Source organism: Ferrimonas aestuarii (assembly GCF_005116665.1).
Taxonomy (GTDB): Bacteria; Pseudomonadota; Gammaproteobacteria; order Enterobacterales; family Shewanellaceae; genus Ferrimonas; species Ferrimonas aestuarii.
The window spans coordinates 1-16,865 of sequence record NZ_SWCJ01000012.1; the positions used below are offsets into that span (position 1 = coordinate 1).

Below are 16,865 nucleotides of genomic sequence, written 5' to 3' on the forward strand. Positions count from 1 at the left end.
TTCTACCTGTTCAACCACAGATAATTTAAAGGCCATTGGGTAATCACGCTGCGAGCGTCTGCGTCGCTTGGGCTCTACCTTTTCCATAATAGGTCTCCAATGTGTAAACCTATTTCAGGACGGGTCAGCTCAATAAAAAAAGCCCCCATCTGATTCAGTGGGGGCTTTTTGTTTCTTTCTACTGAATGGCTGGCCGTTTGCCCCGCTGTGGTTTGGATGGTGCGCTCACAGTGGAGTGAACTTTGCCATTGATCGCTGCTGGGGCAAGGTTGGATAACCACTGCTGCCATTTTTGCTCATGGCTATCGGCAAGCGCCGCAAGCTGCACTTGATAGGCAGCCCAGTCACCAACACGAAGATCCGCGGCAAGGGAGAGCAGTGCCGGCTTGTCCTGCTCATACAGGAAGCGTATGCCCAGATAGCCCCAACGATACACCTGGGTTGAGCCTGAATCATAGGTGGTGGCAAACAGTTGACTCAATGTCAGAGTGTCACCGGAGGCCAGCGCCACGGCGTCAGGGTTGTTGTTGAGCAGTGAGATGTACTCAGCTAACCCTTCTGCCCAGAACACAAACCCTTCACCGCTGCGAAAACCACCATATTTGATGAAGCGACCGTCGAGGTAGTGCACGTACTCGTGGCTGAGATTCCAGATCAGGATGTCGTCGGTCCAAGTGGCTTCGTGCGCATAGAAACTGGCCTGATTGTCCATGTCACTTGGGTCGCCTTCAATATAGATGCCGCCGTTATCGGTATTGATGTTAAACAGCACGCCGCCCCATTGGTCGTAGTCATCGTAGCTGTCAAATACCACGACTCTGAGCGCATCGTTGTAATCGTCGGCAACCGGCTCCTCATCCGTTTCCATCATGGTGTGGAAGCGAGTCTCCTCTTCGGCCAACTCGCCGCAAGCCGAGGCCAATTCGTCATCGGTCAGTTGCTGGGCGCGAATGACAACGCTGTCTGAGCAGGCGTGTTGGATGGGCAATATGTCTTCCACCGTTGGCGGTAGGGCACACACCTCGGCAAATTCGCTGGTACATAGGGCATCGCCTCGGCCACCGCTATTTTGCAGATACTCGTAGAAGTAGCCTTTGACCACCTCGCTGTAGCTGTGGTCTAAGTGTGCTTGGACAATCTCAACCGCGCTTTGATCCAGAGACGCTTGGGCTTCGGTATCGGTGTCGTCGATGCCATCGGCACCGCCGTTGTAGAGCCAGTATTGCTTGCGCAGGACGTTCAGCCCATGCCAGACCGGCCATGGCTCGCCACCTTCAACCGCAGCGTTGCTGGCGGCAAAGCTCAGCATGGTTTGTTGCAATGCACTGTCTTGTAGAACGTCTTCACGGAGGGTGGCCGACCACCAGCCATCGTTACTGGACTCGGTATAGCTGCGCATGACGCTGTAGATGCTGTAGCCGTAGTTGGCATAGGCGTAGGGGTCTTGCAGTTGAGTAAAGTGATCAAATAGGGCGCTCAGTACCAGATTGTGAGGAGGAAGCATGCCGCGCTTTCCCAGCTCCCAAGTGTAGTGATAGAGGGCATTGGAGTAGCCTTCCTGAATGGTACCGGCGGGGGCGAATCGGCTTAGGAAATCGCTCATCTGAGCCACGGCCAGCAGCGCGTGGTGGGCCGACAGCAACTCAGCCTCGCTAAGCGCGTTGTAGCGCTCGGTAAAAGTGATGTAATACAGCAGCTTATCAAGGCGAGGATCGCCAATGTCATCCTGCTGCGCTAGGTAGTGGATGGCATCAAAAACGCCCTGCATGCGGCCGTTTTGATTCAAGCTGCCCCATTGACTGCTGTCAGACTCTAGGACTTCTAGGGTTCCGACAACAAAGTCGCTGTCGCTGCCATAGGCCGCCTCTGGCAGTAGCGGCATCTGCGGCACTTCTGCGTTGCTGGTTGGGTTGAAACAGACGTCGGTAAACGTGGTAAAACACAGCTGTCCTCGACCACCGGTATTGGCCAGATACTCGCGGACGATCTTGGCTGTCGCCTGTTCAAAATCGCTGCCTTGATGGGCTGTTACAACCGCACTCATGTCGGCGTCCAGCTGAGCTTGGGCGTCGGCGTTGGTCTCCTCAATGCCTGCTGAGCCCTGATAATGAAGCCAATACTGTTTGCGAAGGGTGTCGATAACCCACCAGGCCGGCCAGGTATCGCCCTCAATGATGGCGTTACTGTGACTTCCGAAGGTCAGCATGGCTTGATGGAGGTCTGCATCAGCCAGCAGCGCCTCTCGCAGCTGTGCGTCGAAGTACGCGTCGTGACCAACCTGGTTCAGGGTCTGCAGTAGTCGATACACGACGTAATCGTATCGCTCATTGGTATAGAGCTGATCCAGCTCGACAAATTGATTGAGCATCTTTTCCAAGACCGCTGCGTGCAGGCTAAAGTCTTGACTCATCGTCGTGGTGGTGAGATAGCTTTTAAGGGCATCTAAGTAGGCTTCTTGGACCGAACCGGCGGGCGCATCAGGGCCGTGGAAGTTGTCCATGGCCGTGATCGCCAACAGTGCTTGGCTGAGCGCCTTAGTTGATGGTTCGCTGCGTTCGGCCTGTGGGGCATAGGTGAGGTATTGCAGCAGCGGCAGCAGGCGCTCATCGTCAATATCGCTCAGCTCAGCGATCTGAGCCAGCCCGTCGCTTACGGCATCAATGCGGCCGCTATGCTCAAAGTCATCACTTTGCCACTGTTCGCTGTCGGTATCGACAACGCCTTGGGCCAACTCCGTTAAGGTAACACTTGGGGTAACCACCGCCGGAGGCGGCGTGCTGCCGCTGCTGTCATCGCTGCCACAGCCGCCAAGTAACAGCGCTAAGGCAACGGGCAGGGCTGCTCGCTGAAAACGATTGCATGTTGTCATGAAACTTCCTTGTTGATTGTGTTGTTGTTTTATTCGTCAAACAACTTCTCATAACAAAAATGCAACATCAATACTTTATACAATATTCATTTTGTGTTTTGAGCCTCATTCAAGATACCAGTACCCCAGGTTTACGTATTCCGTCAGCCACTCGCGCAGCTCTGGGTTGGCGAACACCAACAGGGCTTGCTCTGGGGTGATCTCGCGCTGTTTAGCAAGGAGCTCAGCCCCGTCTCGTGATGCTTTGGACAGTTTATGCATATCTCCATCCACAAACAGGGCGTCGGCGGCGGGACTCAGCAGGCATTTAAGCCCGCCGATTCGATGCAGATGATGACCTTCATCAAATAACCTCAGCAGGTCGTCAGTTTGATAGGGGAGCTCAGGTGGCTGCAGTGCCAGTTCGAAGCGATTCTGGCTAAGCTGTTGGCCCATCAGGCTGCTCATCATCTGCTCATTATCCATGGCCGCTTGCATCAGTTCACGCATCTGCGCGAGGTGATCCTTTGAGAGTTGATGTGCTTCGGTGCCCAGCTGATGACGAGTTTCTAGTCGCTGCTGCCCAAGATTATGCTCCAGTAGGTGATCGGCGAGATGGCTTAAGAGCTCTTGCTGGCTAGGGCTGCGAAAGCCCACCGAATAAGACTGAGACTCGGTAAGGGTTTGGCCGCAGTGAGGGTAGCCTTTGGGAATGTAGAGCAGATCTCCAGGGCTCATCTCCACATCGATGATCGGGGTGAAGTCATTAACCAGATCCAAACCGGATTCGGTGTTACGGCTTTGGTTACTGAGCTTATCGCCCACTTGCCAGCGACGCCTGCCACTGCCCTGAATAATGAATACGTCGTAATTGTCGATGTGAGGGCCGACGCCACCGCCGATGGTGGCGAAACTTGCCATCAGATCATCAAATCGCCACTGGGGCAGAAAGTCAAAGCAATCCGCCAGTGCTTGAGCGTCAGGGACGAAGTGGTTGCAGGCTTGAAGCAGCAGCTGCCAGTTTTGGTCACCGAAAGGCTCAAAGTCTGAGACCGGGCCGGGAACGACTCGCCAATCGCCGTTTTCACTGACAATCACTCGGCTGCTGGCTTCGGGTTCCAGCGCCAGGCCTGCCAGTTCATCTGGGGTAATGGGGTCGATAAAATCGCTGAATGCGTTTGCCACAAACAGCGGCTGTTGCTGCCAATGCTGTTTTAGGAATTGTTGGCTATCGAGATTGAGATGGTAGTGGGCCATGAAACACTCCGGAGTCCGTTCGGGCTCCGGAGTGTATCGGTTTACGCCTTAATTTTGAAGAACGCGGCGTACAGGACCGGCACCATCACCAGCGTCAGCAGGGTAGCGAAGCTCAAGCCTCCCACCAGCACCACCGCCATGGAGCGGAAGAAGGCATCAAAGTAGAGCGGAATCACCCCAAGAACGGTGGTCAGCGCTCCCATCATTACTGGGCGAACTCGGCTGGCGGAGGCGTCGACTACGGCATTGAACGGCGGTTTGCCGTCGGCTATCTCAAGATCAATCTGATCCACCAATACAATGGCGTTTTTGATCAGCAGGCCGGAGAGGGACAGCAGCCCCAAGATCCCCATGAACTCCATTGGCGTCCGTGTTAACAGCAAGCCTGCGACCACACCAATCAGTGCCAGTGGCACCACCAACCAGATGATCACCGGCTGACGAACCTGACCAAACAGGATAAATACCACCAAAACCATGGCTAAGATGCCAAGAGGAATGGTCGAGGCCAGATCGTCATTAGACTCTTTGGCGTTGCCGTACTCCCCGTCCCACTCAAGGGTGTAACCGTCAGGTAGTTCGATGGCTTCGACGCCAGGACGAATCCGCGCCAGTAGCTCAGAAGCAAGCTCCGTTGGCAGCGGATCGCTTTGGGCTTTGATGGTCCAAAGGCGATCTTCTCGACGTAGCTGGCCATCGCGCCAGATGGTTCGAAAACCATCGGTGATCTGGGTGATGGGGACGGTCTTGCCACTGGCAGAACTCAGCACCTGAATGTTGCGGATCTCATCGATACCAACTCGCTCGGCGGCGGGAGCTCGGGCGATGATTGGCAGCAGGTCGTCCCGCTCTCGATAGACACCAATTTGTCGGCCGGAGTAGTTGGTCTGCAGCGCGGCTGCCAGATCCTCTCGGTTGATGCCTGCTCGGCGAGCTTCCGATTCGGAATAGATAGGTTCGATTACGCTCACCGGTTGGCGCCAGTCATCTTGAATTGAGATGGCTCGGCCATCGGCAATCATCACCGCTTTGGCTTTGTCAGCCAGTACTCGGAGTACCTGTGGGTCTGGCCCTTTGAAGGTGGCTTCAATTTTGGAACCGCCTCCGGGGCCTAACATAAAGCGCCACACCTTAGCCTGCGCATTGGGGAAGGTCTGATCGATGTGGTTCTGAATCAGCGGGATTAAGGCATCCGATTGACGATAATCCTCTAGCCGGATAAGCAGCTGGCCATAGGCACTGTTGGCTGACTCCGGGGCGTACACCAACATGTAGCGTTGCCCCCCAGCGCCAATGGTGGCGTTAACGTGTTTTACCCCTTGCTGCTGCAGGACAAATTTCTCCAGCTGAACTAGGTCGCTGTAGGTACGTTCGATGTCTGTCCCTTGAGGCAGCCAGTAATCCACCACCATCTGCGGCGTGGTGGAAGCGGGGAAAAAGCCCGATTGCACAAAGCGAAACCCCCAAACCGACAGCGCAAACAGACCAACAACCCCGGCCAATACCAAGGTTCGCATCGAGAGCGCCTTGGTTAACATGCCGCGATAAGCGCGAATCAGGGGTGAGGGTTTGGTGTCATCCTCGGTAGAGGCTTGCTCTTTAAACAGCCAATGGCAAAACAGTGGCGTTAGGGTGAGGGCGAATAGCCAACTGTAAAGCAAGGAGATCAAAATTACCCAGAACAGGTGACCGGTGTACTCGGCGGTGTCCCCTGGGGCAAAGCCGATGGGAGCAAAGGCGATGATGCCTACCAAGGTGCCACCGAGCAGAGGCCATTGAGTTTGCGAAACCACTTGCTTCGCGATAGCCAGCTTGCCAAGGCCGCGTTTAACACCGACCAGAATGCCCTCGGTGACCACGATGGCGTTGTCCACCATCATCCCAAGGGCGATGATCAGCGCGCCTAAGGAGATGCGGTGCATGGGGATGTCACTGATCTGCATGGTGGCCAGCGTGGCCGCAATGGTCAGCAGTAAGATGGCACCGATGACGCTGGCGGATTGAATGCCCATGAACAGCAGCAGCGTCACGACAACAATGACCAGAGCGGCCACTACATTAGCGACAAAGTTCTGAACGGAGAGTTCCACCTCTTGGCCTTGATGGTAGTACTGGTTGACGCTAATGCCCCATGGGCGGCGGCTTTCTGACTCGGCCAGTTTGGCGTCTATGCCTTTGCCCACCTTGACGATGTTACTGCCTTGAACCCCGGAAACGCCCAAAGCGATGGCAGCTTGACCATCGAATCGGTAGCTGTGTTCTCGGGGCTCTTGGTAGCCACGCCATACATTGGCGATGTCTTTTAAGTAGATAACTCGGCCATCACCACTGCTGGATACCTGCAGGTTTTTGATGCTATCGACACTGCCTAAGCCGCCACTGGGATTGATGGTGACTCGTAAGTCGCCGATGAGCACGTCACCGGCACTGGCAACGGTATTTTGGCTCTTTAGAATGCTGTAGATGTTATTGATTGACACCCCTAACGCACTGGCGTGGGCGCGAGAGATCTCAACGTAGATCGCTTCAGTTTGTTCGCCATCGAGCTCGACCTTGCCAACGCCGTCTACTTGCAGCAACTCATTTTGCAGGGTTTTTGCGTAGCGCCGCAGCTCCGCGGGAGAAAAACCAGGCCCGGTGATCAGATAATAAAGGCCATAAACGTCGCCAAAGTCATCGACCACGATGGAGGTCTGAGTGCCCGGTGGCAGCTGATACTGAGCGTCGGAGACCTTGTTTCTCAACTTGGTCCATACCAGTTGCAGGTCGCCTTTGGTTTTGGAAAACTCGTATTTGATCTTAACGCTAATTTCCGATTTGCCATCGGAGGAGATCGACTCCAGTTCATCCACCTCCTGCATGCCCTGAATGGCTCGCTCTAGGGGCTCGGTTACCTCCTCGGCCACTTCCATCGGACTGGCACCAGGATAGTAAGTGATCACCGGCGCTTCGCGAATGGTAAAGTCCGGATCTTCGAGCCGCGGCATGCCCTGATAGGCGTTCCAGCCGCCAAATAGCATTAGGGCGATGGCGATGATGCTCAGCAGTTGGTTCTTAATGCTGAACTCCGCGAGATTTACTCCTGCCATGGGCGAACCTCCAGCCCTTCACTGAGGTAGGCACCGCCGGCAGCGACGATGACGTCACCACTGTTCAGCCCCGATTCCACTGAAAGCTGGTCGCCGATGCCATCCTTCACCACTACATCTCGACGGCTGACGGTATTGCTCTGGGGATCAAATAACCAGACAAACCGCTGGTCTCCCTGACTTTGAATGGCCGCTAGAGGCACCTGAAGCAGAGATTGCTCCCCTGGTAGCGGCGTCACCTCAATGGTGGCCAACATCCCCGGCAGAATGATCTTGTCCTCTGGCGGAGTAAACACCATGGTAATGGGATAGGTTTGGGAGCTGAGATCGGCAATCAACTCCAGCTCTTTGAAGGTGGTTGGCAGGCGAACGCCGGGGTCATTATTTAGGATAAGTTCCACCAGCGGCTCCTGATCGCTGCGAATTAGACGTGATGGCACATCAAAGGTCACTTCCAGCTCGTCGGTGGCGATGATGGTGGTGATCGCTTGTCCGGCGGTGATGCTTTGCAATCGGGTTACCGGCACCTGGGCCACCATGGCATCAAAGGGGGAGGTGAGAACGCTGTCTGAAAGGGCTTTTTCCGCGATGCCCAACTGGGCTTTGGCGATGTCGCGGGCTGATCGTTGTTTGGTAAGGTCGCTCTGGGAGATCAGCCCCTTATCGGCTACCTTTGCGAGGCGCTGGTATTCCCGTTCGGCGTTTTCATATTCGGCTTTGGCGGATGCCAACTGGTTGGAGAAATCGCGCTGATCCAGTTTCGCCAGCACGTCGCCCTGTTTGATCTCCTGCGCGGTTTTTATGTTGAGCTCCTGCAGCAATCCACTGACCTGAAAGCTCAGTTCGGCCTCTTTGGATGCGGCAATAACCGCGGGGTAGCGATGGGTTTGTTCGCTGGATTCATTGCTGACAGTGAACAGCTTTACCGGCCGGATGGCGTTGCTGCTCTCCGGCTCTAAAGGGGCATCACAGCCAAAGAGAGTAAAGGCCAAAGGCAGTAGCCAGGCGAGGCGACGGACAGACATAACAACGCATCCTTAAGTTGAATTATAAGGTTAACTTGAAGTGTTTTTATCGTAAAAACAACAGTGTATGCATCTAGTCTGAAAAAAATGTCAAAAAAAGGGCTGCATAACGCAGCCCATTAGTTCTGTGCCTATTATTTATTATCTTTGTTAGTGAGTTATTGGTGCCCGTGGCGAATCATAAAAGGCTTTAAGAACGGCTTGATTTTGGTTTTTCTGCTCAAGTACTTGTAGCCAGCTTTGCCAATGGGACTCTTTGGTAGACTCTATTTGTTTTCGCTGCGACTCAAATGCGGCGTCATCACCGCTGCGGTAGTGATTCAGCAGAGATAGCAGTGCCGCTTTATCCTCCTCGTACAAAAACCTCACTAACAGATAGGCATTGTTATAATCGCGCTCGTAACCACAATCACATGGCTCAGAAAATGCACCAGCAAGAGTTAGTTTGTCATCACTGGGTGGTAGTCTTAGTTCGAAAGGAAAGTTATTTTCCCACGTAATGTAGTATTCAATACCGGTAGAAAGCGCCGTTACTCCATCAGGAAAAGTTCTTCGCTGATGGCCAGCATTCATATCAAATTTCCAAATGTTAGCCACGTACCCTTGAGCTGCAAAGGGAACTTTGCCAGAGCTCTGATCAAGATCGACCGCTATCTCTAAGCTGCCATCTTCTAAAGTTCGGTTGCTGTAGGGATAAAATAGCGTAGGTGCGAAACAGCCGTCATAAACCGCACCATTGCAGCTCTGTTCTAATCGCCAATCGTTGTAGGTATCAGGAAAATTAAAAACTAATATTTGTGTTTTCTGAGGAGCATTTAGAGGGCTACTCGGTTGTTTGCCGGTTTCGAGCATAGAGTGGTATCGATATTCCACTTGAGCAATGTCATTGCAGGTATCTATTGTCTGCTGAGCCGACAGTTTTTGACTTCGAAGCGTAACATTAGATGAGCATTTCATATATTGGGGTAGGGCTTCTTTCGCAGTACGCGCTTGCATCGGGGCACAAATAACGCTATTAGCGTCATTACATTCTGCTGATGCAAAGTCATATTCGGCAAAAGAATTGGAGAAAATACCTTTCACGATCCTAGAACTTGGGTGTGTCGAGAAGTGATTGGTGACTTCGATGAGTTGCTTTTCTAGCTTCTCTTTTTCTTCAGTAAGTAATTGTGAACTTGTCGTAGCCGCGACAACTGTATCGTACATATTTTCGTAAATTTGATACAGCCAATAGATGGTACTGTTATTTGGAGTAAGCTCAAGAGAAAGCGCGTGTCCTAGATTTAGGAGAGAATTTCTAAACTCTGTTGCATTGTAGTCTGTATAACCTTGAATTGGGAAATAGTGGGTCAAAGCGTTTTGCAGTTCCCAAATGGTGCTTTGTTGTTGAAGAGTCGAACCCTGCTCTGAAATTCGATTGATTATTGATGCCATCACTTGAAAATGAGGCGTCCAGTCCATCTGTTTGAGAGCTATTAGTTTTAGCTCTCTATATTGCTCTTCTTGTTCGAATGCGTCTGGGTGGGTTTCAGCTAGTGATGACCAAGCATGGAGATACAATTCGAAGAGCTCGGTTTGAGTTAGAAACATATCTAACTGACTAAGCTCTAGCATTGCATTGCTGATAACAACAAATTGCTCATTGGTTGAAGCCCATTGAGCAGCGTAATTAAAGCAACTTGCTAATCGTGTGATTTTTGTGTGATCCGTCGAGGGGGAGTGTGCCAAAAATTGCATCGCATGGCCAATCTCTTCGACGTGATGCTCTTTCAGGTCGTTGCAGTGGGCTTGCCCTGCAAGAATAGCTTGAGTAAAAGAGCTGAGTTGTGTGTCATCAGTGTAGATTGGCTCTGGAATCGTAAGTTGTGGAACAGCTGCCTTGCTTTGCGTACAAAAACCGGAAAAGGTGGTATCGCAGAGCTGCAGTCTTTTTCCAGTATTGGTTAAATAGTCTTCGGTAATGCGATTAAAATCTCGCTCTATTAATGGATTTTGATTGATATGAACTTCGGCAAGCTCTCTTATTTGTTGATCAATAGTTGATGTTTCTGAATCACTGCCTAGCAATAGAAACCTTTTTGCAAGAGTGTCTGCCACCCAACGCACTGGCCATGTTTGCTGATCGATAATCGCATTTTTATGCTCTCCGAAGTTTAGTAAAGACTGATGCAACGCGATATCTTCAAGTAGTTGTTCTCGCAAAGTATTGTTATTGGTTGCGTAATCAGTAAAGAGATTGATGGCCTGAAGAGATCTATATACTAGATAGTGATAACGAGTTAAATTTTGACTTTCATCAGTCGTCAGTGACTCAAAAAGGAGTCGCAAGTTTTTTTTATGTTGAGAAAAATGGTTCTGAAGCCCCTCTGCAGAGGCATAGCTGCGAAGTACGTTTAGGTAGGCCTCCTGAGCTTTCGCTGTTTCATTGTTTACAACAAAAAACTCTTCTAACTGAGAAATTTTTTCCAGTGTAGCGCTAAGCTCTTCGATGGCTTTGTTGTATCGATCTGCTGGTGGAATGAAAACCAAGTAATCGAGTAATGTTATTAAATAGGGGTGTGATAAATCTGCTTTAGTGGCAATTTGTGACAAGCCATCGTTAACGCTTGCTAAACGACAATCATGGGTGAAATCCGGACTTTGCCATTGCTCAGGTGTCGACTCTACGATCTCTTGGGCTAGAGTATCTAGATTAACTTGCTCTGAAGTATCTGGAAGAACAGCTTTACAGTGACTCCCTAATTCGGGGATTTCTAACGAGGGCGGTGTCGGTGTGGGAATAGGTGGTTTTTCAACGGAGCTATCACTGCTTGAACTTCCGCCACCGCAGCCAAACAATGCAAAGGCAATTGAAATAACCAAAGAGTTAGTAAAGCACCGCATACCCGACTTCCCTGAACAAAAAATGACAGCCTATCGTGGATCATTTGTTTCAATATTACAATCACTTAAGTCTTTATTTTGATAGGGTACGACCTAATTTGAGATGAACATGAATTCTATTGCATGACTTTGACTTGAAAGGTGCTGATAGGACTTTAGGGAATTATTATTCGAATGCTTGATGAGAGGAGATTCGAATTTTAAAAGGCGCCACCCAGATAGGTGGCGCTGATTCGAGATATAGGGTTTAGATCTGTTCTAAAAACAGCTGGGCCCGGCCTAGGTAGTTGGCTGGGGTCAGAGTTTTAAGTTCCGCTTTAACACTGTCTGGTAGCGCTAGGCCATCGATGAACTCAGCCATGATCTGCTGGTTAACACGCTTACCACGGGTTAACTCTTTCAGTTTCTCGTACGGTTTTTCAATGCCGTAGCGGCGCATCACGGTCTGAATTGGCTCCGCCAGCAGTTCCCAGTTGCTGTCCAGCTCATCCAGTAGGCTCTGCTCGTTTACTTCCAGTTTGCTGATCCCTTTCAGGGAGGCCTGATAAGCGATGACGCTGTAGCCGACGCCGACACCCAGGTTACGCAGAACGGTGGAGTCGGTTAGGTCACGCTGCCAACGAGAAACTGGCAGTTTGGCGGCCAGGTGGGAGAACAAGGCGTTGGCCAATCCCAGGTTGCCTTCGGAGTTTTCGAAGTCGATTGGGTTAACCTTGTGCGGCATGGTGGACGAACCGATCTCACCGGCAACGGTTTTCTGCTTGAAGTGACCCAGAGCGATGTAACCCCAGATGTCACGGTCGAAGTCCAGCAAAATGGTGTTGAAGCGACCGATGGCATCAAACAGTTCGGCGATGTAATCGTGAGGCTCAATCTGAGTGGTCCACGGGTTCCAGGTCAGGCCCAGTCCGGTGACGAAGCGCTCGGACAGGTTGTGCCAGTCAACGCTTGGGTAGGCAGACAGGTGGGCGTTGTAGTTACCTACGGCGCCGTTGATCTTACCTAGAATCTCCACCTGCTTGATCTGCTTAACCTGACGCTCCAGACGAATGGCAACGTTGGCCATCTCTTTACCCATGGTGGTTGGGCTGGCCGGTTGGCCGTGGGTGCGAGCCATCATCGGCACGTTGGCATAACGGCGAGCCAGATCTTTAATGGCATCAACCAACTGCTGACAGTAAGGCAGAATTACCTGCTCACGGGCCTCGGTTAGCATCAGGCCGTGGGACAGGTTGTTGATGTCTTCACTGGTGCAGGCAAAGTGCACGAACTCATTGATGGCGTGTAATTCAGCATTGCCTTCAATGCGCTCTTTGATGAAGTATTCCACGGCTTTTACGTCGTGGTTGGTGGTGCGCTCGATCTCTTTGATGCGGGCGGCATCGGTTTCACTGAAGTTCTCGGCGATGCTGTCCAGCAGTTTCAAGGCGGCTTCTGAGAAGCAAGGAACCTCTTCAATCTCTGGGCAGGCGGCCAGCAGTTTCAGCCAGCTGATCTCCACTTGAACTCGGTATTTGATCAGGCCGAACTCACTGAAAATGGTGCGTAGGGGTAGGGTTTTGCTTCCGTAGCGGCCATCAACAGGTGAGACGGCGGTTAAGCTGGAAAGCTCCATGACAAACTCCTTGGGTCAGAGGTAGTGATTCTGGATCGAGCCAGAATTCGTTGTTGTTTAATTGGTAAAACAAACGGCGCAGGGTAAACCTGCGCCGTAACTATCTATCGTAATGCTTGGGTGGCGGTCTTCACCATGGCACTGCGCGAGAACATCAATTGCCTGCGCTTACCACCCAGCTGGCGCCACAATACCGCCGCGCGAACGGCGGCCAGTAGTAGGGCTCGTATGCGGTTCTGGTTGCTGCTTTGCTGCAGCTGATCTGGGCTTCCCACCACTTGGATTTTGGCACCCAAAGGGCTGATCACGTCGCTGTAGATTGACGACAGATTGGCCAGAACTTGCGAGTCGGTGATTTCAAAATGATGTAACTGGCGCTTCACTTGAGAAATTCGCTCACCAAGCATGCCCAGTGCCGACTTGTTGGCAGAGAGTTTGCGCTCCAGTGCCAATACGCCAACGATGTAGCGAGTCATGTCGACGTCTTTGCGACTGCCATCGCCAATCTGGTCGATCAGGGTGCGATATCCAGGGGCCAGCTTGTGCGGATCGTAGATGTCTTCCACTTTATCTGGGTCGGTCACCATAATGGCGCCAAGGCTGTCGGCGATCTGCTGTTCATCAAGACGGCCATAGCGAGCCAGCTGCTGTACCTGAGAGATGGCATGGCAGATGGCGGCAAAGGCCAAGGTGCGAGCGTGTAAATCCTGTTGCATCAATTTTTCCGTTATCGAATCACTGAGTCGATGATACCGCCGCCAAGGCACACTTCGCTGTCGTAGAATACGGCAGATTGGCCTGGTGTTACCGAAGAGACAGGCTCATCAAACATCACCTGCAGGTCACCATTATCCAACACCTTGAGAGTACAAGGAATATCTTGTTGACGATAACGGGTCTTAACGGTGATTTTACTGCCATCGGCAGGACCTTGTCGGTCAACCCAGTGCAGCTGATTGGCCACCAGACCGTTTGAGAATAGGCGAGGGTGCTTGGCGCCCTGACCCACGATCAATACGTTGCGCTCAAGATCTTTGTCCACCACGTACCATGGCTCATCACCGGATTCTTTCATGCCGCCGATGCCAAGGCCTTTACGTTGGCCTAGGGTGTGGTACATCAAACCTTGGTGGGTGCCAATGACGTCACCTTCGGTGGTTTCGATGTCACCTGGCTGAGCGGGCAGGTATTTGCTCAGAAAATCGGTAAACTTTCGTTCGCCGATAAAGCAGATGCCGGTGGAGTCTTTCTTATCGGCGGTGATAAGGCCTTGCTCTTCGGCGATGCGGCGAACTTCCGGCTTCTCAAGCTCACCCACAGGGAATAGGGTTTGGCCTACGTGCTCGCTGCCGAGGGTGTAGAGGAAGTAGCTTTGGTCTTTGTTGTTGTCCAGACCACGCAGCATCTCAAATTGACCGTTCCCCACTTCGCGGCGGCGCACGTAGTGGCCGGTAGCGATGTAATCGGCTCCCAGCGCTTCAGCGGCGAACTCTAGGAAAGCCTTAAATTTGATCTCTTTGTTGCACATGATATCTGGGTTCGGAGTGCGACCGGCTTTGTACTCTTCGAGGAAGTACTCGAATACGTTATCCCAGTACTCGGCAGCAAAGTTCACGCTGTGCAACTCAATTCCGAGTTTGTCGCACACAGCTTGGGCGTCGGCCAGATCCTGAGCGGCCGCGCAGTACTCCTCTGTGTCGTCCTCTTCCCAGTTCTTCATGAACAGACCTTCCACTTGATAACCCTGTTGCATCAACAAGTAAGCAGAAACTGAGGAGTCCACACCGCCGGACATGCCGACGATCACCTTTTTGGTACTGTTATCTGACATAGACAGCGAGTTCCGAATATCTAAATGCTAAACAAAAAACGCCCAGCAATGGGCGGGCGCAGATTTTATCACGAAAAGCGGATATGGGGCTAATTGGATCACAGTTCAAGGGCGATAGGCAAGAATTTATTTCGAATAATATCGAAATTTTAGTTCTAACGCCTTCGCTATGATGTCGTTGAACTCGGCCATGTAGCCAATAGAGACCCATTAGGGCTTTGCTATTACTCGGTACTCGCCGTTGGCCAATCCATCGATGGTCCACTGTCCCATGCGATAGCGAATCAGCCTTAGGGTTGGGTAACCAATATGGGCGGTCATTCGCCGCACTTGGCGGTTTCGTCCTTCGATAATGGTGATCGCCAGCCAAGTGGTGGGGATGGCTTTGCGCTCTCGAATGGGAGGATTTCGAGGCCAAAGCTGGGCTGGCTCCTCCATGCGTTCAACCTTTGCGGGCAGGGTTGGCCCATCTTTGAGGGTAACGCCGGTGCGCAGGGCGTCGAGATCGGCCTCGCTGGGATCGCCCTCTACCTGAACCCAGTAGGTCTTGCTGGTTTTCTTGCCCGGTTGGGTCAACTTGGCCTGCAATTTACCGTCGTTGGTAAGCACCAACAGGCCTTCGCTGTCTCTGTCGAGACGGCCGGCGGCATAGATGCCGGGAATGTCGATGAACTGCTTCAGAGTGGTTCGATTGGCGTCATCGGTAAATTGCGTCAGCACGTCAAAAGGCTTGTTAAACAGCACCAGTTTTTGAGGTTCGTTATTGGCCTTGTGGGTGGGTTTTCGAACGGGGCGGCGCTGGGGCCGTTGACCTGCCTTGGCGCTGGGGCGTCGAGACGATTTTTGGGGGCGTTTATTTTGCATCCCCTCAGTTTACTTGGTTTTTTGTATGGGTACTAGACCAAGGTTGAATTGTTGCGTTACGAGAAAGGGCGGACACTGAGTCTGGCATTTCTAAATTGGGTGGAATGTTTTATGATGGCGGCGATTTGTGACCAAGTTCAAATTCCGGTGGTCACCTAAGATCGCCGGTCCGCGCAAGGAAAAAGGAGAATAACATGGAGTCTAAGATTGTCGTCCCTACCGCAGGTCAGAAGATCACGGTTGCCGACAACGGCGCACTGCAAGTCCCAAATGAGCCGATCATCCCATTCATTGAGGGTGACGGCATTGGTGTTGATGTAACCCCGCCGATGCGCAAGGTTTTGGATGCGGCCGTTGAGAAGTGCTACGGCGGCGAGCGCAAGATCCACTGGATGGAAGTGTACTGCGGTGAGAAATCCACTCAGGTATACGGTGCCGATACCTGGCTACCTCAGGAAACCCTTGAGGCGGTTAAAGACTACGCGGTCGCCATTAAAGGCCCACTGACTACCCCTGTTGGCGGCGGCATTCGCTCTTTGAACGTGGCCCTGCGTCAGGAGCTGGATCTCTACGTCTGCCTACGTCCGGTTCGCTACTACCAAGGTACTCCAAGCCCGCTGAAGCAGCCTGAACTGACTGACATGGTGATCTTCCGTGAAAACAGTGAAGACATCTACGCCGGCGTAGAGTGGCAAGCTGGTACCGCTGACGCCGATAAGGTGATCAAGTTCCTGACCGAGGAGATGGGTGCCACTAAGATCCGCTTTGAAGAGAATTGCGGCATCGGCATCAAGCCAATCTCCAAAGAGGGTACTGAGCGTCTGGTTCGCGCCTCCATCCAGTACGCCATCGACAACGACCGTGATTCTGTGACCTTGGTGCACAAGGGCAACATCATGAAGTTCACCGAAGGTGCGTTTAAAGACTTCGGTTATGAGCTGGCCCAGCGTGAATTTGGTGCCGAGCTGCTGGACGGCGGCCCATGGTGCAAGATGACCAACCCGAACACCGGCAAAGAGATCATCATCAAAGACGTGATCGCCGATGCCTTCCTGCAGCAGATTCTACTTCGCCCTGCGGAGTACGATGTGATTGCCACCATGAACCTGAACGGTGATTACATCTCTGATGCACTGGCGGCTCAGGTTGGTGGTATTGGTATTGCTCCTGGTGCCAACATCGGTGATGGTGTGGCGCTGTTCGAAGCGACTCACGGCACCGCCCCTAAATACGCTGGCCAAGATAAGGTGAACCCAGGTTCATTGATTCTATCCGGTGAGATGATGCTGCGTCACCTAGGTTGGACCGAAGCCGCCGATCTGGTTGTGAAGGGCATGGAAGGCGCAATCGCTGCCAAGACCGTGACTTACGATTTCGATCGCCTGATGGATGATGCCACGTTGCTGAGCTGCTCTGAGTTCGGTGATGCCATTATCAACAACATGTAAGCCAT

General features: G+C 52.2%; 10 protein-coding genes. 1 reads left to right on the top strand and 9 read right to left on the bottom strand.

Annotation, left to right across the window (positions count from 1 at the left end):
- Nucleotides 1-178: 178 nt before the first annotated feature.
- The 9 genes from FCL42_RS14305 to rluE form a co-directional block, all read right to left on the bottom strand.
- Complete coding sequence (locus FCL42_RS14305; RefSeq protein WP_136864110.1) at nt 179-2,869, bottom strand: collagenase; 2,691 nt, start codon at nt 2,867-2,869, stop codon at nt 179-181.
- A 105-nt stretch (nt 2,870-2,974) separates the two neighbouring features.
- The gene (locus FCL42_RS14310) at nt 2,975-4,105 is read right to left on the bottom strand and encodes a JmjC domain-containing protein (RefSeq protein WP_136864111.1); all 1,131 of its coding nucleotides are present in this window, start codon (nt 4,103-4,105) and stop codon (nt 2,975-2,977) included.
- Nucleotides 4,106-4,146: 41 nt separating this feature from the next.
- Nucleotides 4,147-7,194 (bottom strand): efflux RND transporter permease subunit, encoded by a 3,048-nt coding sequence (locus FCL42_RS14315; RefSeq protein ID WP_136864112.1) that lies wholly within the window; start codon nt 7,192-7,194, stop codon nt 4,147-4,149.
- Complete coding sequence (locus FCL42_RS14320; protein WP_136864113.1) at nt 7,182-8,219, bottom strand: efflux RND transporter periplasmic adaptor subunit; 1,038 nt, start codon at nt 8,217-8,219, stop codon at nt 7,182-7,184. Before FCL42_RS14320 ends, FCL42_RS14315 begins: the two co-directional genes overlap by 13 nt.
- A gap of 150 nt (nt 8,220-8,369) precedes the next feature.
- Nucleotides 8,370-11,102 (bottom strand): collagenase, encoded by a 2,733-nt coding sequence (locus FCL42_RS14325; RefSeq protein ID WP_136864114.1) that lies wholly within the window; start codon nt 11,100-11,102, stop codon nt 8,370-8,372.
- A gap of 247 nt (nt 11,103-11,349) precedes the next feature.
- Entirely contained in the window at nt 11,350-12,717 is a 1,368-nt protein-coding gene (gene purB / locus FCL42_RS14330; protein ID WP_136864115.1) for an adenylosuccinate lyase, read from the bottom strand.
- 104 nt (nt 12,718-12,821) lie between these two features.
- Entirely contained in the window at nt 12,822-13,433 is a 612-nt protein-coding gene (gene hflD / locus FCL42_RS14335; RefSeq protein ID WP_136864116.1) for a high frequency lysogenization protein HflD, read from the bottom strand.
- Nucleotides 13,434-13,444: 11 nt separating this feature from the next.
- A complete protein-coding gene (gene mnmA / locus FCL42_RS14340; protein ID WP_136864117.1) occupies nt 13,445-14,548 on the bottom strand; it encodes a tRNA 2-thiouridine(34) synthase MnmA in 1,104 nt (367 codons plus the stop codon).
- 210 nt (nt 14,549-14,758) lie between these two features.
- Nucleotides 14,759-15,412, bottom strand: coding sequence for a 23S rRNA pseudouridine(2457) synthase RluE (gene rluE, locus FCL42_RS14345; RefSeq protein ID WP_136864118.1), 654 nt, complete (start codon nt 15,410-15,412; stop codon nt 14,759-14,761).
- A 194-nt stretch (nt 15,413-15,606) separates the two neighbouring features.
- Between rluE and icd the strand changes: the two genes are divergently transcribed.
- A complete protein-coding gene (gene icd, locus FCL42_RS14350; protein ID WP_136864119.1) occupies nt 15,607-16,860 on the top strand; it encodes an NADP-dependent isocitrate dehydrogenase in 1,254 nt (417 codons plus the stop codon).
- The last annotated feature ends 5 nt before the right edge of the window (nt 16,861-16,865 follow it).